Below are 24,168 nucleotides of genomic sequence, written 5' to 3'. Positions count from 1 at the left end.
CGGCAATATATGAATACACAATTTCCTACATTTATTGAGCTTATGAAGCGCACAACCCTAGCTTATTTAATAGCCTGTTTTATTGGCTTGCAAACTTTTTCTAGCGTTGCGATTGCGCAGGATGCTGGTCAGCAGCTTGTAAAAGAGGCTGCCCCCAAAGTTGATTCTGGTTCATCTGAATCAAAATTTGGTCGCGAAGCACTCACCTTGTCTATTGGCAAGTCACAGGCTTATAAATTTAAGTCCCCTGTGCAGCGCATTTCTGTAGGCAATCCTGCGGTTGCTGATGTGATGCTCGTAAATCCTCGCGAAGTTTATTTTCTGGGTAAAAAGTCTGGCTCTACGAACGTCACCTTGTGGCATTCCAATAATCAGACAACTACTTTAGATCTATTTGTTGGTGGTGATACTGATTATGTGAAGGATCTTCTTTCGGATTTATTGCCTGGTGAAAGATCTATCAAGACTACTGCCGCTGGTGAATCCATTGTTTTGAGTGGCAAAGTAAGTGATGCTGAAGCGGTTCAAAAGGCCATGACGATTACAGAGCATGCAACTGGGAAAAAAGTACTCAATATGCTTGCTACCAATGATTTGGAGCAGGTTCTTTTGGAGGTTAAGGTAGCAGAGATTGACCGATCTATAGCTGATGCTTTGGGTATACAGGCGCAGGGCACCAATTTTTCTTTCAATCCATTGGGTGCAGCACAGCTTGGATTTAGTGCAACAGCCTCTGCGCTTATGGGCGGAGGTTCTGGTGCGACTCAAACCTGGTTGCAGGCGAATATGCAGACTGGTTTAGTAAAGATTTTGGCCGAACCAAACATCATGGCTATTAGCGGTCAAGAAGGGCAGTTCTTGTCAGGCGGTACCGTTTATCTTCCAGTGCCTCAATCAGGTGTTTCTGGTGCGGTAATTACCCTCCAAGCAGTTCCTTATGGTGTTGGTGTGAAGTTCACCCCAACTGTATTGAGTGATGGCAAGATTAATTTAAAGGTGGCTCCTCAGGTTTCGCAAGTAAGCTCTACCGGAGTTACGGTTACCGCAGGTGGACAAACTCAAGTGATTCCTCAGATTTTGAGTAGAAGCGCTTCTACTACTGTGCAACTTTATGACGGCCAAAGTTTTGCGATCGGCGGTCTAATATCTAATAACGTGAATGAGGTAATCAGCGCATTTCCGTGGCTTGCATCTTTGCCAGTCATTGGAGCCCTTTTCAGAAGTAGCTCATTTCAAAATAATCGAAGTGAGTTAATGATTTTGGTGACGCCTCACATTGTTAAGCCTATGTCAGGTAAGCCTGTATTGCCTACTGATAGCTATATTCAGCCAACACAGGCAGAATTTTTCTTGGGGGGAAAATTAGAGGGCGCAAAACCAACTGATACACAACCACCAACTTCAATTACCCCTAGTGTTGGACCGTCAGATGGAAAATAAAATGATCACCCCGTTTAGCATTTTGCGATTGGCAATGATGAGTTTTTTATTGATCGGTTTATCAGCCTGCCAAACCGATTGGCAAGATCCATCCGAAGGTTCTGCTGTTAAAGCTGCGATTCGTGCTCAATCTGTGTACCCAGATGGGCGGCCGGATGTGCCAACTTATGTTTCTGGTCGTGATGGCATAACTGCTAGAAGTTCAATTGAGGCCTATCAACGCTCCTTTGCTATTCCTGCTGGTGGTGCTGCCGGTGGAGCGTCTGCTGGTGGAGCATCCGCTGCTCCTACGACATCCTCAACCCCGATGTAATAAACCTTTGATTTGGTTTTTTATGAACCTAATCTAATACGTAGTAATGAAAAAATGAAAATAGTCATCATATCGAACACCCTGGATGAAGCAGATATTGTCCAAAGGGTTTTATCTTCTTTTTCGGGTTCCGATCAAATTACTTCTTTAGGAAGAATTGATTCAGCCCTACATTTGGATCGGATTGATCTCGCATCTACAGATGTGGTGGTAATCGATGTGGAAACGGTTCAAGACAGTGACATTCGGGCCTTGTCCACCATTGCCCATCATTCCGCAGTTGCCCCTGCGTTCATTTATCTTTCTCAAACTACTACCCACGATCAACTGCTTCAGTTAATTAGGGTGGGGGTATCTGATGTTTTGCATCATCCTATTGAGGTAAATCAGTGTCGTGAAGCGATTGATCGCATTCGGGTTAAACGTGCTAGCCTTGGTAAAGGCGCTCAAAGTAAAGTCATTTCCTTTTTATCTGGTAAGGGCGGGGCTGGTGCAACCTTCTTGGCTACCAATTTGGGTTACATACTCTCAGTAGAGATGGGTAAGAAAGTCTTATTTGCTGATTTACACATGCAAGGTGGGGACGCTTCTTTTTACTTAACTAATTTAACTGGCAATTCTAATATCGCTGATATCGCTAAAAGCGGTGAATTAGATTCAATGATGATTGCTTCCGCGGCAATTCCTGTAGAGCCAAATTATTTATTATTGCAATCCCCTGATAGCCCAGAAAAGGCAGCGGGTTTAACTGCGTCTCATATTGATAACTTAATTAATGTGGCAATTCAGCACTACGACTATGTCATTCTTGATTTACCCCACATTTTAGATGCCGTCACAATTAAAGCGTTAGACCGTTCTGATGTCATCTTTGTAGTGACCCAGCCTATCATGACTTATCTGCGTGCAGTAAGCCATATGTTGCATTTATTCTCCCGTTTAGATTACGAACCAAGCAAAGTGCGTGTATTGCTTAATCGTATGGATAACGTTGGAGTCTTGTCGGTTGCTAAAGTAGAAGATTCTATTCAAAAAAATATTAACGTTTCTATTCCTAACGATTTTCTAAATGCTGTAGAGGCTGTGAACTTAGGGGTGCCAATTGTTGAGAGCGCTCCTAATAGCGCTATCTCGGAGGCGCTCAGAGGCATTGCTCTTAGCTTGACAGGTGGAGAGGTTCCTGAGGTAGAAAATAAGAAGTCAATGTTCAAAAGAATGTTCAAAAAATAAGGATTAACCATGTCTCTGCGCGATGTATTTAATGAGAAATCCTTAGAACAAGTTGAGTACAAGGGCGATAGCAAAAAAAATAAATCAGAAGCAAAGCCTGGTTTTTCAATTAAGGCATATGTACATGCCAAACTTTTAGAGCAGATGGATTTAGTGCTCATCGAAAAGTTATCACCATCAGATCTAAAAATTCACCTTGCAGCCGGAGTGGAGCAGATTGTTCGCGAAGATAATCTGCTCATCAATGAAACCGATCTTGCTCGTTTGGTTTATGAAATTCAAAATGAAGTGATTGGATTGGGCCCTTTAGAGCCATTAATGGCCGATCCTACCGTATCAGATATTTTGATCAACAATGCGAAAAATGTATATGTTGAAAGAAGGGGGCGCCTTGAACCTTCAGATGTTGTGTTTGATAGTGATGCGCACTTATTAAAAATTATTGAAAAAATTGTTACCAGAGTGGGCCGTCGAATTGATGAGTCCAGCCCAATGGTTGATGCGCGTTTGCCTGATGGCTCGCGGGTTAACGCAATTATTCCACCTCTTGCTTTAGATGGCCCTTCAATGTCCATTAGGCGTTTTTCAGAAATTCCTTTTGGTATGGCAGATTTGATTCGCAATGGGGCATTAACTGAGCAGATGGCTATATTTTTAGCTGCTGTAGTGAAGGCTAAAACGAACTTAATTATTTCTGGTGGTACTGGTAGCGGTAAGACAACACTATTAAATATTTTGTCGGGCTACATTCCTGATAACGAACGCATTATTACCATTGAAGATGCTGCAGAATTAAGATTGCAACAGCCTCACGTGGTGAGGCTTGAAACCCGTCCTGCCAACATTGAAGGCAAAGGTGAGGTTGATCAACGCACCCTAGTAAAAAACTGTTTGCGGATGCGCCCTGATAGAGTGGTGATTGGCGAGATTCGCGGCATTGAAGTGCTTGATATGCTGCAGGCGATGAATACCGGTCATGAGGGCTCCTTAACAACTGTACACGCGAATACTGCACGGGATGCGCTGATCCGTCTTGAAAATATGGTTGGTATGGCTGGCATTCAGGTGGTACAAAAGTCCCTGCGTCAACAAATTGCTTCTGCGATTTCAATCGTGGTCCAAACATCGAGGTTAAGCGATGGTAAGCGCAAAATCATGAGTATTACCGAAGTGTTGGGCATGGAAGGTGATGTCATTACCATTCAAGATATCTTTACTTTTAAACAAACTGGTATCGGGGTAGACGGAGCCGTATTAGGTAAGTCTGGGCCCACTGGAGTAAGACCCCGCATCGCAGATAAATTAGCTACCCACGGCGCCACTCTGCCAGAGAAGATTTTCGAAGGATAAGTAAGTCTATGCCATTTCTTTTCTACCTGACCCTTTTCTTCGGCGTTATATTTTTTGCTATCTGTATATGGATAGGGATTCAGCTTTGGCTTAAGAAATACGGCAGAAAAAATACCCTCTTAAATCAGCGAATTCAAGCATTGACAATCAGGGTGGAGACTGCTGAAGCAAGGGCATCGATCTTTAAGGAATCCTTGTTTAGTGAAAATCCTGAAATCAATAATCTATTAAAAAGAATTTCTTTAGCTCATAAATTAGATAATTTAATTAAGGGGGCTGGCTTTACCTTATTGGTTCATGACTTATTGGTTATTGAATTAGTGGGCGGTGCGATTGCCTTTTTAGCCATTTGGTTTTTTATGGGATCTGCGCTATCAGCTCTTTGGGGTGTTCTTTTATTTATGTTGGCGCCGATTGTCTATTTCATGGTTGAAACCACCAAAAGAAAGACGGTGCTTGAAAAGCAATTGCCGGATTTATTAGATTTTATTTCCCGCTCTCTGAGTGCGGGGCATTCCTTTAGTAGTGCATTGCAAAGTGCAGCATCTCAGTCTCCAGAACCAATTGGACCCGAATTTAAGATTTGTTTCGATCAGTTAAATATTGGCATGCCGATACGTGAGGTGATGGCAAATTTAGTGAAGCGAATTGATATTGATGATGTACGATTTTTTGCAATCGCAGTTACATTAAATCGAGAGGTTGGTGGTAATCTGGCTGAGTTATTAAGCGATGTTTCTTTGCTAATACGAGAGCGATTAACCACTAGATTGGTAATCAATACACTGACGGCCGAAGGCAAGATGACGGCTAAAATTTTGGGTATCTTGCCAATAGCTGCTTATATTGGATTAAGTGTTCTCATTCCCGGCTATTTTGATCCTGTAACCAAAAGTAGCTTTGGCGTGCAGTTGTTAGTTGGAACTGGTATTTGGGCTACGATCGGTTTTCTCTGGATGAGATACCTCACAAATGTTCGACTCTAGGAAAGCCTAAATATGAGTTTATCCGTCAAGTTATTACTCCTTTTTGGAATTTTTCTATTCTCATTCGGACTTTCCTTTTTCCTGATTAGTGCTTTTGCGCCGGGCAAAAGAGAGCGCATTAGGCTCGCCAAAGCAAGAATGCAAAGAATTAATATGAATGCGACTTCTCAAGAGGTCGAGAATAAATATATCAAGCTATTTATTCAGATTTTAGAAAGTATGACTAGCTTTTCTTCTCCCAAAAAAATTGTGGACAAGGAAGTCATTAAAAAGAAATTTGTTGTTGCTGGTATTCGTAATGAAAAGTGGATGATCCGCTTTTTTGGTTTAAAGACATTCGGGACATTTGTAATTCCGATTCTTTATATTCTTTTTGCCACCTTTTTTGATGCTGGCGCCTCTGCAAGTGATACTTTTATGATTGCTATTGCTTTGGCAGTAGCAGGCTATTATTTGCCTAATGCATTATTGGCGAATAAAACAAAAACTCGTAAGGCTGAGATATTTGATGCCTTTCCAGATGCCTTAGATTTGGTGCGTGTTTGTATCGCTGCTGGTATGGGCTTAGATGCTGCTATTACACGTATTGGCACTGAAATTAGCGTTTCCAGTAAGGCATTATCTGAAGAGTTCTTATTGCTGAACCTTGAGTTAAGGGCTGGGATAACTCGCTCTGCCGCCTTGCAAAACCTTGCTATTCGTTGTGATCTTGATGAAGTTAAGGCTTTTGTATCAATGTTGATTCAGGCTGAAAAATTTGGTACCAGCGTGAGTGAGGCGCTAGTCATATTCTCAGATGATCTGAGAAGTAAGCGGAAATTACATGCACAAGAAGTAGCAGCTCGCATTCCTGCTAAATTATCCCTCCCCATTATTGCCTGTATTTTCCCGGCAATTTTTATAATACTTTTATCCCCCCCAATTATGAATGTTATGTCTACAATGAAGTAAATGAGAAGGCATGCTTAAAGTGATGAATCCAAATCCAAAACCCTTGACGAAAGCCCTGATATTCTTCCGCGAGCGGGGTGTAGCTGCGATTGAGGCGGCACTGGTAATGCCGATTGTGCTTTTGATGATTTTTGGTGGCATTCAAGTTTCAGCCATGTATTACGATTACTTGCTGGTTAACAGTGCCGCAACTGAGGCGGCAAGACAGGCGGTACTGGCTTCATCGACGCCTCTGAATAGCGCAGGCATTGCTTCAGTTGCGTTAAATTACCTCACCACAAGCCCGGTAATCTCTTTTGGTAGCAGTAACCTTCCGTCTGTAAGTGTTGGCTACATACCTTATACGTCAAGCGGCAGTGTTATCACTCCAGGTGCTACCACAATGAAGGCAAATGCCATCACAACTTCAACTTTGGCCACCTATGCCTCCTCAGCTCAGGCTGCTGATATTTGTCCAGCTACTCGTGTCACTCCACCGAACGGGACTCTAGCTTTGGTAACTGTATCTTATAGCTTTCAGGGGCCTTATCAATCTGTTTCATGGGCCAATAAAACTCTAAGTTCAAGTATTCAATTTGTTTGTGAGTAAAGACAAAAGCTTTTTTATGAGGCACTTTGCAGTAAATCGGATTTGATAATTTTTACTGCAACCCCAAGCTTGCCATCACGCTCTTGTACGCGCACGATTTCACCTTGGCACTGCACTTGTATTTTGCCGCCAGGCGTTTCTAGGTCAATGACAAAATTAACCTCACTGCCGGGCTGATGTTCTGCATCAATTTCAAAGTAGGCGCCTGTTGCGCTGATGTTATGAATGGTGCCTTGTGCATCACCGATGGAGAGGGGGAGTTTAGTCTGAAAACGTTCTGCGCGTTTTCGTGATGTTGGTGCTGCGCTAGTGTTTGATTTATCTGCGCGCGCCATATTAGTCCGAGGTTTTATTTAAGGTATTTGCTAGCAAATACATAAAATTCGAGTCGATTTTTAACCTCTAGTTTTTGATAAATCGATGATAAATGATTTCTCAGGGTGTGCTCACTGATATGAAGCAAGCTTGAAATCTCTTTTAAAGTTAACTCGCTATTGGCATGCAAAATTTTGGAAACTTTAGTTTCTTTTGCAGTTAATGAATTGAGCTTAATTTCTTCAGGACTCATCTCTTTGTTAGCAGTTGCTTGAGCGATCTGAAGCAGAATGCGAGAGGTGGCTTCACGGTTAACCCACAACTCTCCCTCATGAATCTTGGCAGCTGCCTTGAGGAGAAGTTCGGGGGCATCCGTTTTTTTCAAAACACCACGCGCACCTTTAACAATCGCTTGGTCGTGGGCGTCGAGGTTATTTAAGGAGGTAAGCACCAATACTTTGCCGGATGTTTTTTTAAGTAACATCGGAATTAAGTCAAAGCCGTTGGCATCTTCTAAATTAGGCTCTAATAGAATCAGATCGGGCTTGTAAGTGTCTAAGGCTCCTAAAGCATCTTTTGCGTTAGTGACTATCTGGCATACCTTAAATAGCTTTGAGCCTTCCATCAAAAGCTTAAGGCCTTCGGCAACCATTAAATGGTTGTCGACCAGCAAGACCTCAATGGGCTTGGCTTTGGTCGGTCTTTCGGTGTTGCTAGTATTTGACGGAGCGCTAGAAGATGTACTCATAAGCATGTAGAGATTGTAGTATCTAAGCACTAATTACAACAAATATTTATAAGTAATTGTTGGACAATTTGAACCAGATTGGTGCAAAAATGCAGCCTAAGCTATATTTTTGTTGTTTATTTGATAATCCTCACTTCTTCAATACAATCAAATACATGAAAAATCTACTCAAACCCATTTATTTCATGGGAAGCGGCTTATGACAACCGATAAGACACACCCCGTAAGAGCTGCTGATAGGGTTCAAACCATTTTGCCGGTCAGCATTAATGGCATTAAAGGAATTACCCGCGACATCAGCTCAAGCGGTATATTTCTAGAGGTTGAGTCCCCAATTGAACCCGGGAAAATAGTCGAATTTTTAGTCACCCTGGACTCGCCAAGCGGGGATCTGGTGCTTTCTTGTCAGGGTGAAGTGGTGCGCTCTGAAGAATTCGAGAAGTCCTACGGCATTGCAACGAAGATACTTTCTCTTGAGTTGTTGCCATTGCTCAACACTGAAGGCTCTTGATGTTGCCATCAAGTCGTTTGCAATAAAAATGAAGATTTCTCTTTTCAATGCCGCCTCCTTGCTTTTATGTGCAGTTACCTTTTGCCCTAGCGTTGCGATGGCAGATATTTACCGTTGCGATAAGCAGGCTGGAGTGATCACTCTTTCTAATGTTGAAAAAGGCAAGAGTTGTAAAAAGATGGTCCTACCGCCACCGGAAAAGAGGGCCAAGCCTTCTCTAGCAGATGGCCAGAAGCCAGCGCCCGCGGGCACTGCCGCTGAAACTAAGCAAGCCAAAAGTAAATCTACTTATGACTCAGCCGTTTCTGAAAGAAAGCGAATTATTCAAGAAGAAATCGATCTTGAACAAGAGCGACTCAATAAAACAAACGAAAAAATCACTGCACTAACGGCAACTAAAAAGAAGAGTTCGGCTCAAGACAAGGAATTAAACACATTGCAACAAAAACAATCCTTATACCAATCTAATATTTCATTGTTGCAAAAAGAGTTGAGTAAATAACCAGCAAATCTTCTGAAGGCGTTTTTGTTTTTAGCTAAAATCAAATGAGTTGTTGTTAAAAAAACTATTATTGAAATTATTGATAAAAATAGTATTTATCTACTATAGATTTTGATAGTTAATAGTTTATAAATACTAAACAGTCTTTGATTTACAGCAATACAAGCAGTTAAACCTTAAATTTATGTGATCCATGGAGGCTCCAAGTGAATTCTAAAACTCAACAATCCGGCTTTACTCTCGTTGAATTGCTGGTGGTTATTGCCATTATTGGTATTTTGACTGCAATCGGTGTGCCGATGTACAACGGCTACCAAGCATCTGCCAAGGTCAGCGCTACTAAGCAAAACTTTGATTCCATTAAAACCTTTATTGCTGGTGAAACAACCAAGTGTTCCGCCGGTCTAGTTCCTACTCTTGCTGATCCTAAAGCGGGTGGTGCAACGATTACTTGCCCATCTGGTTTAAATGCAACAGCAGGCGCTACGTATTTCACTGCCTATGCACTGGCAACAATGAAAAACCCGTACAACACTTCTTCAACTACCAATGTCAGCGGAACAATTCCACCGGCTAATCCAGGTGAGCTTGGCATCAGTGGTGCAGCTACTGCAAGTTGTGCGACAGGCATCTCAATTCAAACTCTTGTTTTAGATTCAGCAGGCGCTAATCAAAACTATCCTGTAGCAGCTGAGTGTATTAACGTACAGTAAAGTGAAGCAATATCATTAAGGGCTAACAAGTTAGTTTAGCTTTTAGAGACTAAATGGCCCGCCTAGACGGGCCATTTTTTTGGTGATTGAGGGAGATTAAGTTGGGCAAAAATCGATTTCGTGGGCAGTTGGGTATTACCCTCATGGAGTTGTTAGTTACGATTGCCATCATTTCGATTTTGGCAGCCGTAGGTGTGCCTATCTACACTGGCAATATTCGCGCCGCTAAAAATGCTGATGCACAAAATACCCTCAAAAGCATTTTTCTCATGGAAAAGAATTATTTTTCCGAAAACTATTGCTACTACGTCACATCAGGTACTGGTGATCAGACCAGTAGCATCAATCAATATGTGATGGGGGCAACCACACCAACGGCTGGTCCTATTGTCGTTGGCGTTAGCAATGATTTCTACTTTTATATTACCGCTGGCACAGTGGGATCAGGTGGAAGCTGTACGGGTGCAAATTCCAATGACTATGTGGCTTACGCCCAGTCCCGCAGCAATTCTTCACTCATCTATTCCATTAATCAACAGAATGTGAAAACCGGATTCTAGTTATAGAGCGCTTAGACCATATGGCCGACACCCTAAATACCTCTTCACAGCATCTATTGGCATTGGGTCAGATAGGCTTTTGGTATGCCTTGCTGCTAGGTTTAATTCTAGGTAGCTTTATCAATGTCGTCATACATCGTTTGCCAAGAGCGCTATTTGGAAGTGATGATGCTTTGGGTGATGATCACAACAAACAGCAAAGCATTGCTGAAAATTTAAGATGCCTCATCTCTCCAGGATCGACAACGCCTTGTTGCAATCACGCTATACCTTGGTCTGACAATATTCCACTGGTTTCTTGGTTGCGCTTAAAAGGGAAGTGCCGCTATTGTTCAGCGCCAATTTCACTACGCTATTTTTTGGTTGAATTATTTACCGGGATCAGTTTTGCTGCCATCTATATGCAGCTTGGATTGAGCTGGGCAACGCCGCTGTACTGCCTCTTCTTGGCATTGCTAATTGCACTTTTTTTTATTGACCTAGAAACCTACTACTTACCAAATTACCTAACGTACAGCGCACTGGCATTGGGGCTTTTGGGAAGTGCATTAGGCCTTACCTCTGTGAGCCCCACTGGATCATTGCTTGGTGCGTGCGGTGGTTATCTTTTGCCTTGGTCAGTCAATTATCTTTACCGTTTAGTTCGCAAGCGTGATGGTTTTGGCGGTGGTGATTTTAAATTGTTGGCCGTCTTTGGTGCTTGGTTTGGTTTCGCCTCGATCATGCCCATACTCGCCATCGCTAGCATCTTGGGTTTGCTTACGATTGTTGTGCTCATGATGTTACGCAAAGAAAAGCTCACCTTAGAAAGAATGTTACCTTTTGGTCCATTTTTAATCTTGGCAGGCGGGTACATTTTGATCTTTGGCGCGCCAACTTGGTTTGGCTATTAAGCACTTGTGATCGCAAACGTAATCGTAATCATTAAAAGAATTTCACAAATAATAAATGGATAAGGATCAGAATATGGACATGATTGATAAGGCGCTGAAATATGTAGCCGCATATAAATTATCGGATCTCCATTTCCATGAAAATGAGCCTGTATCTATTCGGGTGGATGGTGTCATTCAAACGTTTCCTGAGGACATTCTGACCCAGGGGGATATGAAAGAGTTTATTGAGCAACAGCTCACTAAAGAACAGCAAATCGACTTTATGCAGCACCTAGATGCTGACTTAGCAGTAGAAGCTGGCGACGTGCGTTTCAGGGTGAACCTCTTTAAGACTTCAAGAGGTCTAGCAGCCGTAATGCGAAAAATTGAAACCCAAATTCCTGCTTTTGATGTACTTGGTTTACCCCCTGTAGCAAGAGATGTGATTGATCTTGAAAATGGCCTCATTTTAGTCACTGGCCCTACAGGTTCGGGTAAGTCCACTACGTTAGCTGCAATGATCGATCGCATTAATCGCACTCGTCATGAGCACATCATCACCATTGAAGATCCGATCGAGTTTATTCATCAGAATCAAAAATGTGTTGTCTCGCAGCGTGAAGTAAAGCGGGACACTTTGTCTTTTTCTTCAGCATTACGCGCTTCTTTGCGTGAAGACCCCGATGTTATTTTGGTGGGTGAGTTACGTGACTTAGAGACTATTCAATTAGCGCTCACCGCTGCTGAAACTGGGCACTTAGTGTTTGGCACATTGCATACCAGTGGTGCACCGAATACGATTAACCGCATCATCGACGTCTTTCCACCGCAGCAACAAGACCAAGTGAGGGCACAACTCTCACAATCGCTACGTTTGGTGATGACTCAGCGCTTGTTAAAGCGCAAGGATGCACCGGGTCGTATTGGTGCATTTGAAGTCATGACCTGTAACCCCGCGGTGCGCAATTTAATTCGTGAAAATAAAGTGTTTCAAATTCCGAGTGTCATGCAGATGGCGCGCGGGGAGGGCATGATGACGATGGAATCTTCGTTACAACAGTTGGTGCAATCAGGGCAAATCGAGGCTACATGAAGCAACGTGGTGTTAGTTTTCTAGAAATTATTGTAGTTGTAGCGATCTTGACGATCGTGGGAGCTTTTGTATCGCCTTCGATTATGGATTGGCGCGGTAAACGGTCTTTGGAGTCTGACTATGCCGCCTTGGTATCGAGCATTGATTTCTTGAAAACGCGTGTACGTACCATTAATGGCACTGGTTTATTGATTTGTAATACATCGAAACAATTGAGCTATCAAATTTCCTCTTTTCCGCAATCATCCACAACCAGCGTGTCCGCTAGTTTTGCCAGCAATATTGTGGAGAATCCTCTAGGAAAAGATGCAAACTTTAATATTTTGTCGGGCGAAACTTCGGTAGTCAGCACTATTTGTTCAGCGGGTAGAGGTATTTTTACGACCAACGGTTTGGCGGGTGTTGAGGGCGCTGGGGGCGCTATTGATATAGAGCTCAATCGCAACGGCGATCGTGCGGCTTATGGCGCATACAGAGTGCTGGTGAACCAAACCACGAGTTTTGTACAGAAATTTAAATGGCAGCAGTCCACAGGTTTATGGATAGAGCAAGACTAAAGCCCACTCCTGATCATCACTCCAAAGGCTTTACCTTGGTAGAGGCCATGGTAGCGATGGTGATTTTTACTTTAGGGTTTAGTGGGCTCTATTTCTTTTTTGGCGCTGCTCAGCAGGTCATCGCAGAGTCAGAAAAAAGAATGTATCTCAATTTAATGGCGGATCGCATTATTGAAACCATAGCCGCCGAGGGAATGCGCTCACGAACAGACGCTTTAAACCCCTTCGTTACACCCACGCAGTATTCAGGAAGTTTGGCAACCTGCAGCTATCCCGCAACCGATAGCCGTCAGCTCTGGTGCAATGATTTAAATGCAAACATTGGACCGCTGAACACCACTACTGGTTTAGAAATGCGGCAGGTCGATATCACCAAGGACTCAACTGGCCTGATTATTAATGTGAGTTTGGTGACCAACGGCGGCACTATCAGTAGTTATTTCACGCGCAAGCTGAGGCAAATATGAGGAATGTTGCTCCTCAGTCTTCAGAATTGGGCTATACCTTAGTCGAGCTACTTGTGGCATTAGCGGTCTCATCCATTGTGATTGCAGGCACCTATGCTGGATATTCATTTTTTTCGCAACAACAACAGGTGCTTACTGCGCAGACCGAAGTAGATCGTAATGCCTTAAGAGCGATCGATTTATTTAAATCCGATGTGCGCATGGCTGGATACCTTGACTATAACGATGCAAACGTAATGTTAGGCAATCAGGCAATCAATATTATTTCGTCCAATCCTGGCAACATCATTTTTGTTTACGACGAATACGATACTTCAGGAACGCTTTATCGGGCGTTGATTCGGTATTACCTCAGCCCCTATACGCCGCCAGGTGGCACAAGTAGAAACCGTTTGTTACGTGAGTGGCGCAGATGTACCAATCCAGCCTCCTTCTGTGATTTGGCCAGCTCAACTCCAGTGTACGGAGGAGCCTCGGGTGAGCCTATTTTAGATTGGGTTAGTAGCTTTACCGTTCAGGGATTAAATGCTAAGTCTAGTGGGACTTATAGCGGGCAGTTTCAGACTATTCAAGCTTATTTATTGGTTCAATCGCCACGCAAAATAGAAGGCACGACCCGTATTGTCTCCAAAACATTCACTGTTATCACGAGGGCAAAAAATGTCTCCTTGGTACCTTAAAGTGAAAACATCTCAAACCAAACACTCGGGCCCATTGCCAGAGCAATCAGGCATTGCGCTGGTAGTAACGCTCATTCTGCTGTTGGTATTGATGGTGATGGGAGCGGGAATTTCTTATTTAGCTTCCATGCAATCAGACTTGGTATCTGCAGTTGCCAATAAACCGATTTCGATTGAAGCAGGCGAAACTTGTTTTGATAATGCGATTGAGTGGTTTTCTACCTCTGCAGGAAAGTCGTGGGTGAATGGTGTAGGAGCTTCTTATGATTTAGCTGCTACTGGCGCCCCTCTTAGTGGCAAGACTGTCTTAGCAGATACTATTCCGCAAGGGCAGGCAGATTCTAGAAGTACAAAATTTAAAGATAGGGCGGGTAGAGCAAGCTATTCATCCTGCATTGTTCAGAAACTTGCAAGCACCTCTTCATTGGGAGTCGGTACAGAAGTAGGGGTCAGCAATGGCTACGGGGCTTCCACATTTACCTACACCATCAAAATTACCGCTTTAGGAAATTACAACGTTCCCTTAACTGGCGGCGCAATTAATACTCAATTTTGGCAATCTAACTCAAGTCGGTCAGCATTGGAGGCGGTGGTGCAATACACCCCGTAAATTATGAATACCATTTTTTCAAAACTTCAATCTAAAGTATTGGTTGCGTACATTTGTTTAATCAGCGTGCTGTCTCTGAGCTCTCTTGTAAATGCTCAAGGCTTTCCTGCGTTTGGCATTATTCACAACAGCACTACTACTGCTAGTCAAACTATTGCATTAGGGGTTAATCCAGCTGGACACCTCAATACACCCACGAGTTCTGGAACAGTAGCAAACAACGCCAATACTTTAAATTCTAGCCCTCCAGGCTCTGTAGGAACTGCCTATAAATGGGGAGGGGGTAAGCCGCTGTCGGGTACAGGAACTAACTACCCAGCCGGCTGGTATGACGGAACTTCGCCAGGCAGTAAATGGGAGGGGTGGGGTGCTAGTGGCGTTATCCCCGTAAGCAATAAAGTGATTTCAGGCTATGCCTCTGTAGATGCCGGCGGAATTTCTAGCAACATCACGGTTAAAAGTTTTGTGGTGGACTCCACCAGTATTAAATCGACTGTGTGGATTAGTGATCCAGCTGATTCAACTAAAACACCTCTCTTAGAAGTAACCCATATCTACGGACCTACCAGTGGTCCAACCAATCCCAATCTGTTTCAAGCCCTCGTCACAATTACGAATATATCTGGTGGTACGCTGACCGATGTGCGTTACCGCCGCATCATGGACTGGGATATGCTCAATAACCTAACCACTGTCTACACGGATATGGTGGGTGTTGCTGCTTCCTATGCAAGTACCTATACGCCTAAAGTTTTTGATGCTTGTGATAACGGCGGCGCCCACTATTCAATTACGCCTGATCCATCTGTTGCCTGCAAGGCTGCTCCGTTGCCAGTATTGGCTAACACCCATATGGACTACGCAAGTATTGGAGGAACGGTCAATAATCAGACTACTAACTTAGGCGCTTCATTCACTTTCCAATTTGGCGATCTTCTTTGCAATGAATCCGCTATCTTTTATATCTATTATGGCGCCGGCGCATCGAAAGCAGAGGTTACCAATGCGCTGACTACAGTAGGTGCCGGTGTTTATTCGCTAGGCTATGATCCAAATTATCCAACCATTGCCTTTGGTTTTGGTTTTAAAGGTGTTAGCGGATCAGCGGTTGCACCAACATTGCCTACTAAGACAGCTTCTCTTCCTGCAGGAAGCAGCACTCGTCAAGATGTTTGGCAAACTTTTGCGCCGCCTGTGATTGGTGATGGCGCTATCTATCAAGCATTGTTTAAGTATCAAAAGGATAAGCAATGGATTGGCGAGATCAATCGTTATGACGTGGATGCTAGTGGGGCGCTTGCCTCAAGTACACCATCGGCTTCAGCACAGTCAAAATTATTGTTAAGAGCAGCTAGTAATAACGCATATTCTGGGGGTGGTAGATCTATCTGGACAGTAGGGTACGACCCATTGTGTATGTCGGCCGGATTGCCGCTCGATAACACTTATAACAATGTCACTCTTGCGAACAGTACCAAGCTAGAGAGCTTAATGTACAACTGTCCAGCCACTTCAAACGCGACAGCGACTCAAGACTTAATTAATTTTACGAGGGGTCTCAATGCTTCATGGGAAGATAACTCTGCCACTACTGCAGTTCGATCTTCTGTTTTGGGTGACACTTACCACTCGGAGATGGTCCTGGTCGGAGTCCCTAATGCCCCTTGGAGTTCAGATGTAGCAACGTTTGGTAAATCTGAGGCGTATTACCGTTATCAAAATAATTACCCATCGTTTATCAGTGACAATTCTTCGCGTAGATCACAACTCTATGTCGGTGCCAACGATGGCATGTTGCATGCTTTTGATACTGATTTAAATGAGCGCTGGGCTTTTATTCCGCCCTCCGTTACTCCGATGTTAAGAAACGAGGTTGGCACCAAAGGCCTCAATGCGGGCTCGGGTACCAGCAATAGTATTTTTAGCGTTGATGGACCAATTACTGTCAAAGATGTCTATTTTTCTGGGCAAGGTGTTTGGAAAACAGTCTTGATGGGTGGTCTGGGGTGGGGTGGAAATGGCTACTATGCCCTAGACATCACCAATCCAGATGCTCCAGCCCATTTGTTCACTATTAATAATGACACTGCTAATAAAGTGATTAATTATTGGGACGCCAGCGGCAAAAAATCGACCTTTGCTTATAACTCCAGCTGTACCAGCTTTGATTATTCAAAACTGGGGGGCGCATGGTCTAGACCAGTAATCACGCTGCTGCCGTATGCGGTAGGATCGACAACCCAGCGTTGGGTTGCTGCCTTTGGCGGCGGCTTTGCTGGTGGTGCTTCTTCCACTGGTACTACTTCCGCAAGTTCATACGGGTCTTATGTTTACGTTTTAGAGTTGGAACCAGACGCCTCAAAATCTACTGCATCTTGCGGCGCTACAGGCTCATCAGTCGTGACCTCCACTGGTGGACATGTTTTGGCTGTTACTCCAGTAGCTAGCGATAACAGCTCGAATATTCCCAATGGCGTTACTGCCCACTTAACAGTGGTTACTGGCGACGGAACTTCCATGGCCAATTACTATGGTGGCCTAGCTTATTTCACCGATCTGCAGGGTAAGTTATGGAAATACAACCTAAGCAAGCAAAGCTTATCGGATGCCAATAGTGGGCTCTTCACCTTGTATGAGTCCTTTTTGGATCAAGCAACCTTGGCCAATGATCGACTCGCCTATAACCAGCTCGGATCTACGATTGTTTCCGGGACAAATGCTTTGGGCGCCTCTGTCAATCGCCTCTTTAACTATTTTGGTTCTGGAGACCAGATTAGGCTGCAACGGCGAGTTTCTACTATCAACAACCGAATTTTTGGGGTGATGGATCCTGATTTTCCGGCTACCTCATTGACCCAAACCAATCAGACTGTTAGTACTTTCACTAATGTGAATGCCCAGCAATGCTCAGTCAATAACTCCTGGTACGCTGATGTTTACGCTAAAACGGGGGTTAACCCAGCAGCCGACTACCAGAAGGTCATTGGGCGGGCAGCGGTTTCTAATGGAAAGGTCTATTTTGTTGCTTACCAACCCGAGGATTTGGCTTGCCCTCTGTATGGCACGAGCCGCCTGATCGAGGTTGCTGACAGTTGTCAGGCTGGTAGTAATTCGGGGACTCTTGGAAATGGGCTGGCGACTGCCCCGGTTGTGGACGGGCGCGGAAATGTCTACGTTGGCATTGGCAATGTCAAGCCTGGAACCACCCCAACAACGGGTTCGCCAAACTTAGTTTGTCAGGTCTGCGGCAACCAGAAATCTCCCGTGAAATATAAGTCCTGGCGGGAAAAGAAGGTATATTAAGCGCTATGACGTTTTATATATACTTTTAATATATTTTGAGAATTTTTGGCTGCGGAATGAATAACCCTTTTCAACCCCTGTTACGGTACTTTATTGATCTACTGAGTAAGTACTCCGTCAAGCAGGAGGACGTCGTTGGGGTCGACATTACGCCAAATTACATTCGTGTTGCGCAGTTATCTGAAGATAACGGCAAATGGATGTTGGAAAAAATTGGCTCCAAATATATTGGTGAACATGCTGGCTTATCGGATATTCAGACAAACCAAGAGTTATACGTCAATAAGTTAAAAGAATTGATTATTGGTGCGAAGTTAGAGGCGCCTAACGTTGCAATTTCAATTCCAATTACTAGCGCAATCATTCGAACGGTTACGTTACCGTTGATGAGCGATGAAGAAATTGAAAGCGCGATTGAATACGATAGTTTGTGGAGCAATATTATTCAACTGGCTGAGAAGTTAGAAGAGTATTCCATCTTTTGGCAAGTGATTCGTCGCAATGCTTCTGAAAACACAATGGAGCTATTGTTCGTTGCTTCCAAGTTGTCCGAGATAAATCATTATGTTCAAATTGCCACCAAAGCTGGCTTGAACCCGGTAGTGGTAGACGTCCGATGCTTTGCCATTCGTAATGCGCTCAAAACTCAACAGTTGCGTTCGCAAAAAACAACGGCCTTGATCGAGTGTGGTCCCCACGAAAACTACGTTCTGATCATCACTGACGATGCCCCATTTATTTATGATGTTTATGTCTCAGAAGCCGATAGGGCGCTCATTGAGAATGGCGTGCCACCTGGTGAGGCAGGTGACCGTTTATATGACCGTCTCTCAGGTCAAATTCGTCAAGCATTCCGCGCTTACGAAACGAAGGTTGGCTCTAACCTGATCGAAAAGGTGTTATTGGTTTCTCCAATACCGGATACCGCTGAGCTATTGATTCAACTGAGAAACTGTTTGGATGGTTATCGCGTAGAGCTTTTTAACCCTATGCTCGATTTAGTCATTCCAGCCAATCTGCAAGACAAAACGGGATCGGAGAAAAATAGCTCAGTCTTTAGTTCTGCCATTGGCTTAGCCACCAGAAAAGTGGATATTTTTGGGTATTACAAATATGTAACTGGTGTTAATAACGTTAACTTATTACCCAATAAAGATACTGTCAAACGCGCTGAAAAGAAAAAGATTCTCTCAAAGATGGGTATCAGGGCGAGTGGTGCAGCCTTGGTTCTTTTTATTATCTTTACGCTCCTCAATCAATTATTCTCTTCGGGCACGGCTGACCCTCAGTTCCAAAAGGCGGTTCGTCTGGAAGAGGATGTGAAGCTAAAAGAAGCCATTCTGACTAAGCTAACAGCTCAGAAGTCGCGCTATACCCAAATGCTCCAAGCTAGTAGTGAGATAAAGTCAAATCAAGCAAGTACCTATGCGCTATTGAATGCGGTTAATGGCGTTGTGCCTGGTGGAGTTTGGTTTACCGACTTAACATTTGAAAATCCAACTACCCTCAATATCAAGGGTGATGCCGTTAGTGATCAGGTGATCGTTAACCTGGTAGATCGTTTGCAGGGATTGCCGATGATTGCTCATGCATCCTTAAGCACGATGGCTATCAACACTACTCCGCAAAATACTCCAGCAGGTGGGGGCCGCAATGCAGTGGGTGGGTATAAGCAGTTTCAGATTAAATGTGTTTTGAAACTCGATGCTCAAACCGCAAACTCAGCCAAGGCGTCATCGCAACGTCCATAAAATGAACCTTTCTGAACTTAAAAATCTCGACCTAGGTGCGCTTCTTAAAGGAGCGCTTAATAAGAATTCTTCCCTCAAGGGTCCCCAAGCCAAGATGGTGCTATGGGGTGGATTAGCAGCCTTATTATTTGTCGCCTATATTGTTTTTGTATTTTTGCCTTATTTAGCTGAGCGCGATCAGATTGCACAAAAAATTGCAGCAATGCCAGAAATGGAAGCCAAGATTAAATATTTGGATGTGGCCAATAAACGCGCCCAAGAAGAATTGCTCCAAGCCGAAATGAATTATTTGGAACTCAATCGCTTGTTTAGCGTCGAGTCTGAGTTAGAAGATATGTATCAACGCTTAAGTCAAATGGCCAGTTCACAAGGTTTGGTCATCAGCGCGCTCTCTACTGATGGGGAAGAGGCTATTTACGCTGGCGGGAGAACTACGCCACCAGGACAACCAGTAACGCCTGGCGCCCCCAATCCGCCTGTTGCACCTGCAGTTCCAGGTGCTGCGCCCAACGCTACTGCTAATGCGACCCCTTTGTTTTATCAAATCAAACTTAAGGTAGAGCTCACGGGTAATTACAACCGCTACATGCGTTATCGCAAACTACTGGCTGGATTTGAGAAGACAGTCAATATTGATAAAGAGCAAATTATTTTGGTTAGTGGCAATACGCATGGTTTGGTGCAGGTAAAGTCCCAACTTTCCACCTATCGCTTGCCGCAAAAGTTACAAACCAAAGTAGCTCATGTGCCGGCATTTCAACGTGCTCTAGATTTAGCCTTAAGCCAATTAGTCAATAAAGCCACGGCGGCTACGAAATCTGACAATGGGCAAGGCCTTTTGAGAAACGAGCAAATAGTCAACGATCCGCCATCAACTGATGGTGGGCGCGTTAATGACCGTGACCCTTTTTCAAAATCCTCTAGCGGGATGATCGAGGGTGGCCGTGATCCGCGTTACTCCCCTTTATTAATGGCTGATCCACAATCCTATGTAATTATGGGTGTGGTAGTTTCCACTTCCACGAAAGCAGCCATGATTCGTACTGACTTTAGAGAGAGTTTTGTTGTGAGAGTAGGTGATCGTTTGGGAAATCAGGGTGGAGTCATTGTTGACATTGATACGGATGGAATTATTTTGCGCCAGCCCAACGGTAAGATCCGTCTATATTTGCAGTCACAAGCTGGGCAATATCCGCCAGCCGATAGCTCTAAGTCAGGAGGTGCAAGATGATGTCACCTAAGACTACTCTGACTTATTTGGCGCTTCTTGCGCAACTAGGCTTGACAGCTTGTATGTCGGATGGCTCTATGCCACCCCCGTCGAATGCACAAATGCGTGCAAACATGGGTTTAGATCCTGAGCAGATCATGAATGAGCTTGCTCCTAAGACTCAAAAGACTTTAGAGATTGGCCCCAAGATCGATAAGAAGCCCAATGCAGAGTTGGATTCACAGCGCCGTAACTTTATTAATGAGTCACAAAGAACTGAAGACGGTAAGTGGAAATCTTTTAACGTCACCCTGAATTTTGTTGATGTTGATATTCGTGAGTTGGCACAGGCGATGACTCAGGTGTCAGGCGTCAATATTTTGGTTGGCGATGAAGTTGAAGGAACCGTGACCGTCAAAATTACGAATGTGCCGTGGGATAAAGCACTAGACAATATTTTGCGTATCAAAGGTCTATCAAAAAGCGTAGATAGTGAAGCGGGCATTATTCGCATTCAAAAGCCAGAAACTGTCTTGGCGCGTGATGAATTTGAGCGCAAACGCTTAGAAGAGGTTAGTAAGCAAATTGCAGCCAAAAGAATTGTCAGCACTCAGTACACCGAGATATTCCGCTTGTATTACACTAAGCCTGCTCGCGTAAAGGCGCAGTTAGAGGCCATCTTCGGCGGCACTGCCCCGGGAGGCGCTATTGCTGTCCGCCCACCAGGTGGAATCATTGAAATCACGACTGATGAGCGTATTAATTCGATCATCATTAAAGGCACGAAGAGTGAGATGGAGTTGGCAGCAAAACTCATCTCTAAGTTGGATATACGCACCCAAGAGGTTCTCATTGAGGCCTTTGTTGTAGAAGCCACGGATGATTGGCAGCGTGAACTTGGAGTGCGTTTAGGGGCTTACACAAATAGCTCCGCTAATAATGCAGGCCGAAGTTCTGTGGGTGGTACTAATGGTCTTAATTTAGGCCCAACCCCAATTCAATTGGGTACCGATACTGGCTCTGTATTTAATCAGCCAGTAACAGGCTTGGCTAACCCCTTTGGTTTAGGTTATTTGTATCAAACCACTTCAAATGCCTTGAAAGTTGAATTAACTGCTTTGGAGCAGTTAGACCTTCTCAAGATTATTTCTAATCCACACGTATTTACGATGGATAACGAAGAGGCTGTTGTGATCGACGGTGTGCAGATTCCATATCCTGTTCCAGGAGTTGGTACCAATCAGATTACTTATGAGTTTAAGGATGCGGCCCTCAAATTGACGGTTACTCCGAGTGTTGTAGGTGACGGAAATCTTTATTTGAATATGATCGTCAATAAGGACTCGCCAAATTACACCACTTCACCGCCATCTATTAACAAAAGAGAAGTGAGAAGCAAGCTGCTGATCAAGGATGGCACGATTGCAGTGATTGGTGGTATCTATGATCAGACCCAAGAAAATAAAACAATTAAGGTTCCTCTGCTGGGAGACATTCCTTACTTGGGCGCTTTATTTAGATACAACAAGAAGGTGGATAACAAAACCCAATTGTTGGTTTTCATAGCGCCTAAGGTTCTCAATTAGCGATGATGGCTACGGTAGATTTATCACAAGAAATGGCCCGGTTTACATTAGACCGTGGCTTAGTAAACCCGCTAGATTACAAACAAGCAGAAGCTGAGAGTCGTCAAAGCGGACGTAATCTTTATGAAGTCCTGGTCCAATCTAATTTTGTAAGCGATATTGGGGTTAAGGAAAGTCTTTCTAATTACTTAGACCTCTCTTTGACTCCTGACCCGATTATTGAGGATATTGCATCGCATTTTGTCGATGTCATTCCAAGAAATTATGTTTTAGACAATCGCATTATTCCGTTTTCTCTGAGTGATGCTGAAATCAAGGTTGCTATCTCAGAGCCAAGTGCGCTCAGAGGCATTTCTAGTGCGAAGTTAATTACTGGCAAGAAGATTGTTGCTACAGTTGTTTCCCCTCTGGAAATGGAACAATTGCTGCAAACGGTCAAAGTTAAAATACCCGCAAAAGATCCAGTAGATTTTCGTTTAAGCGCCCCCATTAGCGGCAGTAAAAATTCGACAGCGATTGAACTAAATGAAGGCTTGAAACCGAAAAAGAAGCCTAGCCTATTATTTGGTGAAAAACCTGCAGCGCCTGTGACTGCATCATCGAAAACAAAACCCGCTGCCCCGACGGTTGCCTCTGATGATCAGGGCGGACAAATTATTTTATTTGTTAATGCATTAATTTTTGATGCCGTGAATAAGGGCGCCAGCGATATTCATATTGAGCTGTATAAGGATCGCGCTACTTTACGAAATCGAATTGACGGTGTGCTTCAAGAGATGGTGCAATACAAAGATTTTTTGTTCACCAATTATTCAGCCATCACCACCCGCATTAAAATTATGGCTTCCTTGGATATTTCCGAGCGTCGCTTGCCGCAAGATGGCGCAATCGTAACCTCCTTACCAAGTAATCGCGATATTGACCTGCGTGTCTCAGTGCTCCCAACAGTATTTGGAGAGCGCATAGTGATGCGTATCTTAGATCGAGAGGGCGTTTCATTTGATCTGGATAGACTAGGCTTTCCAGAAAAAGAATATCAAGATGTGATTTCTGCAGTTGATGCCTCGCAAGGGATGGTCTTGGTTACCGGCCCTACGGGTTCAGGTAAATCTACTACCCTCTATGGTGCTTTACGTCGACTTAATAAGCCCGATATCAACATTTTGACTGCTGAAGACCCAGTGGAATTTACTGTAGAGGGCATTGGGCAAGTGCAGATTCGGGATGACATTGGATTGACGTTCTCGCAAGCTTTACGATCATTTTTGCGTCAGGATCCTGAGGTGATATTGGTGGGAGAGATTCGCGATAAAGATACTGCTGATATCTCCATTAAAGCTTCACTGACTGGTCACTTGGTACTCTCAACCCTGCATGCAAATGATGCTATCAGCACGATCGTGCGTTTAGTGAATATGGGAATTCCAGGATACTTAATTGGCGCTGCGCTGACATTAGTGATTGCACAACGCTTAGCCAGAAAGATTTGTACGCATTGCAAAGAAGAGCATTCTGGAGACCATCAAGCGAGTTTGTTGGATATTGGTTTTAGCCCAGAAGAAGCAGTTTCCATCAAGCTTTACCATGGCAAAGGTTGCGATAAGTGCAATAACACCGGTTACAAAGGGCGTCAGGGAATATATGAAGTTTTGAAAATTAGTGACAAGCTTCGTGCCGCCATTATTGATAATGCCGCTGCAACTGACTTGGAGAAGATTGCCGCCCAAGACGGATTCCGTAATATCCAGGAAATCGGTCGAGAAATGATGAGAGACGGACGTTTAACTCTTGATGAATACCGTCGCAATCTCGTCTTCCATTGATAGCG

24 protein-coding genes are annotated in these 24,168 nt (G+C 43.9%); 22 read left to right on the top strand and 2 right to left on the bottom strand.

Annotated features, from left to right (window positions below; translation table 11 throughout):
- Positions 1–9: 9 nt before the first annotated feature.
- From ICN33_RS10280 to ICN33_RS10250, 7 genes are read left to right on the top strand one after another with little or no spacing between them, the layout of a single operon-like run.
- A complete protein-coding gene (locus ICN33_RS10280; protein WP_216196473.1) occupies positions 10–1,440 on the top strand; it encodes a type II and III secretion system protein family protein in 1,431 nt (476 codons plus the stop codon).
- Positions 1,430–1,753 (top strand): hypothetical protein, encoded by a 324-nt coding sequence (locus tag ICN33_RS10275; RefSeq protein ID WP_216196472.1) that lies wholly within the window; start codon positions 1,430–1,432, stop codon positions 1,751–1,753. The genes ICN33_RS10280 and ICN33_RS10275 overlap by 11 nt, the downstream gene beginning before the upstream one ends.
- A 54-nt stretch (positions 1,754–1,807) precedes the next feature.
- Positions 1,808–2,983, top strand: coding sequence for an AAA family ATPase (locus ICN33_RS10270; protein ID WP_216196471.1), 1,176 nt, complete (start codon positions 1,808–1,810; stop codon positions 2,981–2,983).
- 9 nt (positions 2,984–2,992) lie between these two features.
- On the top strand, positions 2,993–4,333 hold the full coding sequence (locus tag ICN33_RS10265) for a CpaF family protein (protein ID WP_216196470.1): 1,341 nt from the start codon (positions 2,993–2,995) through the stop codon (positions 4,331–4,333).
- 8 nt (positions 4,334–4,341) lie between these two features.
- Positions 4,342–5,319 carry a type II secretion system F family protein gene (locus ICN33_RS10260; RefSeq protein WP_216196469.1) on the top strand — a complete coding sequence of 326 codons (978 nt, stop codon included), beginning with the start codon at positions 4,342–4,344 and terminating at the stop codon, positions 5,317–5,319.
- Positions 5,320–5,331: 12 nt separating this feature from the next.
- Positions 5,332–6,270 carry a type II secretion system F family protein gene (locus ICN33_RS10255; RefSeq protein ID WP_216196468.1) on the top strand — a complete coding sequence of 313 codons (939 nt, stop codon included), beginning with the start codon at positions 5,332–5,334 and terminating at the stop codon, positions 6,268–6,270.
- Between the two features lie 10 nt (positions 6,271–6,280).
- On the top strand, positions 6,281–6,859 hold the full coding sequence (locus ICN33_RS10250) for a TadE/TadG family type IV pilus assembly protein (protein WP_216196467.1): 579 nt from the start codon (positions 6,281–6,283) through the stop codon (positions 6,857–6,859).
- 14 nt (positions 6,860–6,873) lie between these two features.
- Here ICN33_RS10250 and ICN33_RS10245 read toward each other — a convergent pair whose 3' ends face one another.
- Together ICN33_RS10245 and ICN33_RS10240 are read right to left on the bottom strand one after the other, a co-directional pair.
- A complete protein-coding gene (locus tag ICN33_RS10245) occupies positions 6,874–7,194 on the bottom strand; it encodes a PilZ domain-containing protein (RefSeq protein ID WP_216196466.1) in 321 nt (106 codons plus the stop codon).
- 14 nt (positions 7,195–7,208) lie between these two features.
- Positions 7,209–7,922 (bottom strand): response regulator transcription factor, encoded by a 714-nt coding sequence (locus tag ICN33_RS10240; protein WP_216196465.1) that lies wholly within the window; start codon positions 7,920–7,922, stop codon positions 7,209–7,211.
- Positions 7,923–8,121: 199 nt separating this feature from the next.
- Between ICN33_RS10240 and ICN33_RS10235 the strand changes: the two genes are divergently transcribed.
- The 15 genes from ICN33_RS10235 (at position 8,122) to ICN33_RS10165 (ending at position 24,163) form a co-directional block, all read left to right on the top strand.
- Positions 8,122–8,433: a PilZ domain-containing protein gene (locus tag ICN33_RS10235; RefSeq protein WP_216196464.1), complete on the top strand. Its 312-nt coding sequence runs from the start codon at positions 8,122–8,124 to the stop codon at positions 8,431–8,433.
- A gap of 28 nt (positions 8,434–8,461) precedes the next feature.
- Entirely contained in the window at positions 8,462–8,935 is a 474-nt protein-coding gene (locus tag ICN33_RS10230; RefSeq protein WP_216196463.1) for a hypothetical protein, read from the top strand.
- A gap of 206 nt (positions 8,936–9,141) precedes the next feature.
- Positions 9,142–9,648, top strand: a complete 507-nt coding sequence (locus tag ICN33_RS10225; RefSeq protein WP_216196462.1) for a prepilin-type N-terminal cleavage/methylation domain-containing protein — start codon at positions 9,142–9,144, stop codon at positions 9,646–9,648.
- A gap of 101 nt (positions 9,649–9,749) precedes the next feature.
- The gene (locus tag ICN33_RS10220; RefSeq protein WP_216196461.1) at positions 9,750–10,208 is read left to right on the top strand and encodes a type IV pilin protein; all 459 of its coding nucleotides are present in this window, start codon (positions 9,750–9,752) and stop codon (positions 10,206–10,208) included.
- A gap of 20 nt (positions 10,209–10,228) precedes the next feature.
- The gene (locus tag ICN33_RS10215) at positions 10,229–11,101 is read left to right on the top strand and encodes an A24 family peptidase (protein WP_216196460.1); all 873 of its coding nucleotides are present in this window, start codon (positions 10,229–10,231) and stop codon (positions 11,099–11,101) included.
- A 55-nt stretch (positions 11,102–11,156) separates the two neighbouring features.
- Complete coding sequence (locus ICN33_RS10210; protein ID WP_255530802.1) at positions 11,157–12,176, top strand: type IV pilus twitching motility protein PilT; 1,020 nt, start codon at positions 11,157–11,159, stop codon at positions 12,174–12,176.
- Positions 12,173–12,733: a Tfp pilus assembly protein FimT/FimU gene (locus ICN33_RS10205; RefSeq protein ID WP_216196459.1), complete on the top strand. Its 561-nt coding sequence runs from the start codon at positions 12,173–12,175 to the stop codon at positions 12,731–12,733. Before ICN33_RS10210 ends, ICN33_RS10205 begins: the two co-directional genes overlap by 4 nt.
- Positions 12,694–13,200, top strand: coding sequence for a prepilin-type N-terminal cleavage/methylation domain-containing protein (locus tag ICN33_RS10200; protein WP_216196458.1), 507 nt, complete (start codon positions 12,694–12,696; stop codon positions 13,198–13,200). The genes ICN33_RS10205 and ICN33_RS10200 overlap by 40 nt, the downstream gene beginning before the upstream one ends.
- Positions 13,197–13,880 (top strand): PilW family protein, encoded by a 684-nt coding sequence (locus ICN33_RS10195; protein WP_216196457.1) that lies wholly within the window; start codon positions 13,197–13,199, stop codon positions 13,878–13,880. The genes ICN33_RS10200 and ICN33_RS10195 overlap by 4 nt, the downstream gene beginning before the upstream one ends.
- Entirely contained in the window at positions 13,861–14,490 is a 630-nt protein-coding gene (locus ICN33_RS10190) for a PilX N-terminal domain-containing pilus assembly protein (RefSeq protein WP_216196456.1), read from the top strand. The genes ICN33_RS10195 and ICN33_RS10190 overlap by 20 nt, the downstream gene beginning before the upstream one ends.
- A gap of 3 nt (positions 14,491–14,493) precedes the next feature.
- The gene (locus tag ICN33_RS10185; RefSeq protein ID WP_216196455.1) at positions 14,494–17,793 is read left to right on the top strand and encodes a PilC/PilY family type IV pilus protein; all 3,300 of its coding nucleotides are present in this window, start codon (positions 14,494–14,496) and stop codon (positions 17,791–17,793) included.
- 56 nt (positions 17,794–17,849) lie between these two features.
- Positions 17,850–19,544 (top strand): pilus assembly protein PilM, encoded by a 1,695-nt coding sequence (gene pilM / locus ICN33_RS10180; protein WP_216196454.1) that lies wholly within the window; start codon positions 17,850–17,852, stop codon positions 19,542–19,544.
- 1 nt (position 19,545) lies between these two features.
- A complete protein-coding gene (locus ICN33_RS10175) occupies positions 19,546–20,775 on the top strand; it encodes a hypothetical protein (RefSeq protein ID WP_216196453.1) in 1,230 nt (409 codons plus the stop codon).
- Entirely contained in the window at positions 20,772–22,340 is a 1,569-nt protein-coding gene (gene pilQ / locus ICN33_RS10170) for a type IV pilus secretin PilQ (protein ID WP_216196452.1), read from the top strand. Before ICN33_RS10175 ends, pilQ begins: the two co-directional genes overlap by 4 nt.
- A 32-nt stretch (positions 22,341–22,372) precedes the next feature.
- Positions 22,373–24,163 (top strand): GspE/PulE family protein, encoded by a 1,791-nt coding sequence (locus tag ICN33_RS10165; protein ID WP_216196451.1) that lies wholly within the window; start codon positions 22,373–22,375, stop codon positions 24,161–24,163.
- The last annotated feature ends 5 nt before the right edge of the window (positions 24,164–24,168 follow it).

This window comes from Polynucleobacter sp. UB-Tiil-W10 (assembly GCF_018881605.1).
In the GTDB taxonomy this organism is placed as follows: Bacteria; Pseudomonadota; Gammaproteobacteria; order Burkholderiales; family Burkholderiaceae; genus Polynucleobacter.
The sequence above is the reverse complement of the archived record's forward strand: the minus strand, read 5'-3'. Positions and strand labels throughout refer to the sequence as shown.

What these genes read in the sequence shown, in the direction of transcription:
- ICN33_RS10280 (WP_216196473.1), top strand. Translation starts at nt 10, where the DNA reads ATGAATACACAATTTCCTACATTTATTGAGCTTATGAAGCGCACAACC.
- ICN33_RS10275 (WP_216196472.1), top strand. Translation starts at nt 1,430, where the DNA reads ATGGAAAATAAAATGATCACCCCGTTTAGCATTTTGCGATTGGCAATG.
- ICN33_RS10270 (WP_216196471.1), top strand. Translation starts at nt 1,808, where the DNA reads ATGAAAATAGTCATCATATCGAACACCCTGGATGAAGCAGATATTGTC.
- ICN33_RS10265 (WP_216196470.1), top strand. Translation starts at nt 2,993, where the DNA reads ATGTCTCTGCGCGATGTATTTAATGAGAAATCCTTAGAACAAGTTGAG.
- ICN33_RS10260 (WP_216196469.1), top strand. Translation starts at nt 4,342, where the DNA reads ATGCCATTTCTTTTCTACCTGACCCTTTTCTTCGGCGTTATATTTTTT.
- ICN33_RS10255 (WP_216196468.1), top strand. Translation starts at nt 5,332, where the DNA reads ATGAGTTTATCCGTCAAGTTATTACTCCTTTTTGGAATTTTTCTATTC.
- ICN33_RS10250 (WP_216196467.1), top strand. Translation starts at nt 6,281, where the DNA reads ATGCTTAAAGTGATGAATCCAAATCCAAAACCCTTGACGAAAGCCCTG.
- ICN33_RS10245 (WP_216196466.1), bottom strand. Translation starts at nt 7,194, where the DNA reads ATGGCGCGCGCAGATAAATCAAACACTAGCGCAGCACCAACATCACGA.
- ICN33_RS10240 (WP_216196465.1), bottom strand. Translation starts at nt 7,922, where the DNA reads ATGAGTACATCTTCTAGCGCTCCGTCAAATACTAGCAACACCGAAAGA.
- ICN33_RS10235 (WP_216196464.1), top strand. Translation starts at nt 8,122, where the DNA reads ATGACAACCGATAAGACACACCCCGTAAGAGCTGCTGATAGGGTTCAA.
- ICN33_RS10230 (WP_216196463.1), top strand. Translation starts at nt 8,462, where the DNA reads ATGAAGATTTCTCTTTTCAATGCCGCCTCCTTGCTTTTATGTGCAGTT.
- ICN33_RS10215 (WP_216196460.1), top strand. Translation starts at nt 10,229, where the DNA reads ATGGCCGACACCCTAAATACCTCTTCACAGCATCTATTGGCATTGGGT.
- ICN33_RS10210 (WP_255530802.1), top strand. Translation starts at nt 11,157, where the DNA reads ATGGATAAGGATCAGAATATGGACATGATTGATAAGGCGCTGAAATAT.
- ICN33_RS10205 (WP_216196459.1), top strand. Translation starts at nt 12,173, where the DNA reads ATGAAGCAACGTGGTGTTAGTTTTCTAGAAATTATTGTAGTTGTAGCG.
- ICN33_RS10200 (WP_216196458.1), top strand. Translation starts at nt 12,694, where the DNA reads ATGGCAGCAGTCCACAGGTTTATGGATAGAGCAAGACTAAAGCCCACT.
- ICN33_RS10195 (WP_216196457.1), top strand. Translation starts at nt 13,197, where the DNA reads ATGAGGAATGTTGCTCCTCAGTCTTCAGAATTGGGCTATACCTTAGTC.
- ICN33_RS10190 (WP_216196456.1), top strand. Translation starts at nt 13,861, where the DNA reads ATGTCTCCTTGGTACCTTAAAGTGAAAACATCTCAAACCAAACACTCG.
- ICN33_RS10185 (WP_216196455.1), top strand. Translation starts at nt 14,494, where the DNA reads ATGAATACCATTTTTTCAAAACTTCAATCTAAAGTATTGGTTGCGTAC.
- pilM (WP_216196454.1), top strand. Translation starts at nt 17,850, where the DNA reads ATGAATAACCCTTTTCAACCCCTGTTACGGTACTTTATTGATCTACTG.
- ICN33_RS10175 (WP_216196453.1), top strand. Translation starts at nt 19,546, where the DNA reads ATGAACCTTTCTGAACTTAAAAATCTCGACCTAGGTGCGCTTCTTAAA.
- pilQ (WP_216196452.1), top strand. Translation starts at nt 20,772, where the DNA reads ATGATGTCACCTAAGACTACTCTGACTTATTTGGCGCTTCTTGCGCAA.
- ICN33_RS10165 (WP_216196451.1), top strand. Translation starts at nt 22,373, where the DNA reads ATGGCCCGGTTTACATTAGACCGTGGCTTAGTAAACCCGCTAGATTAC.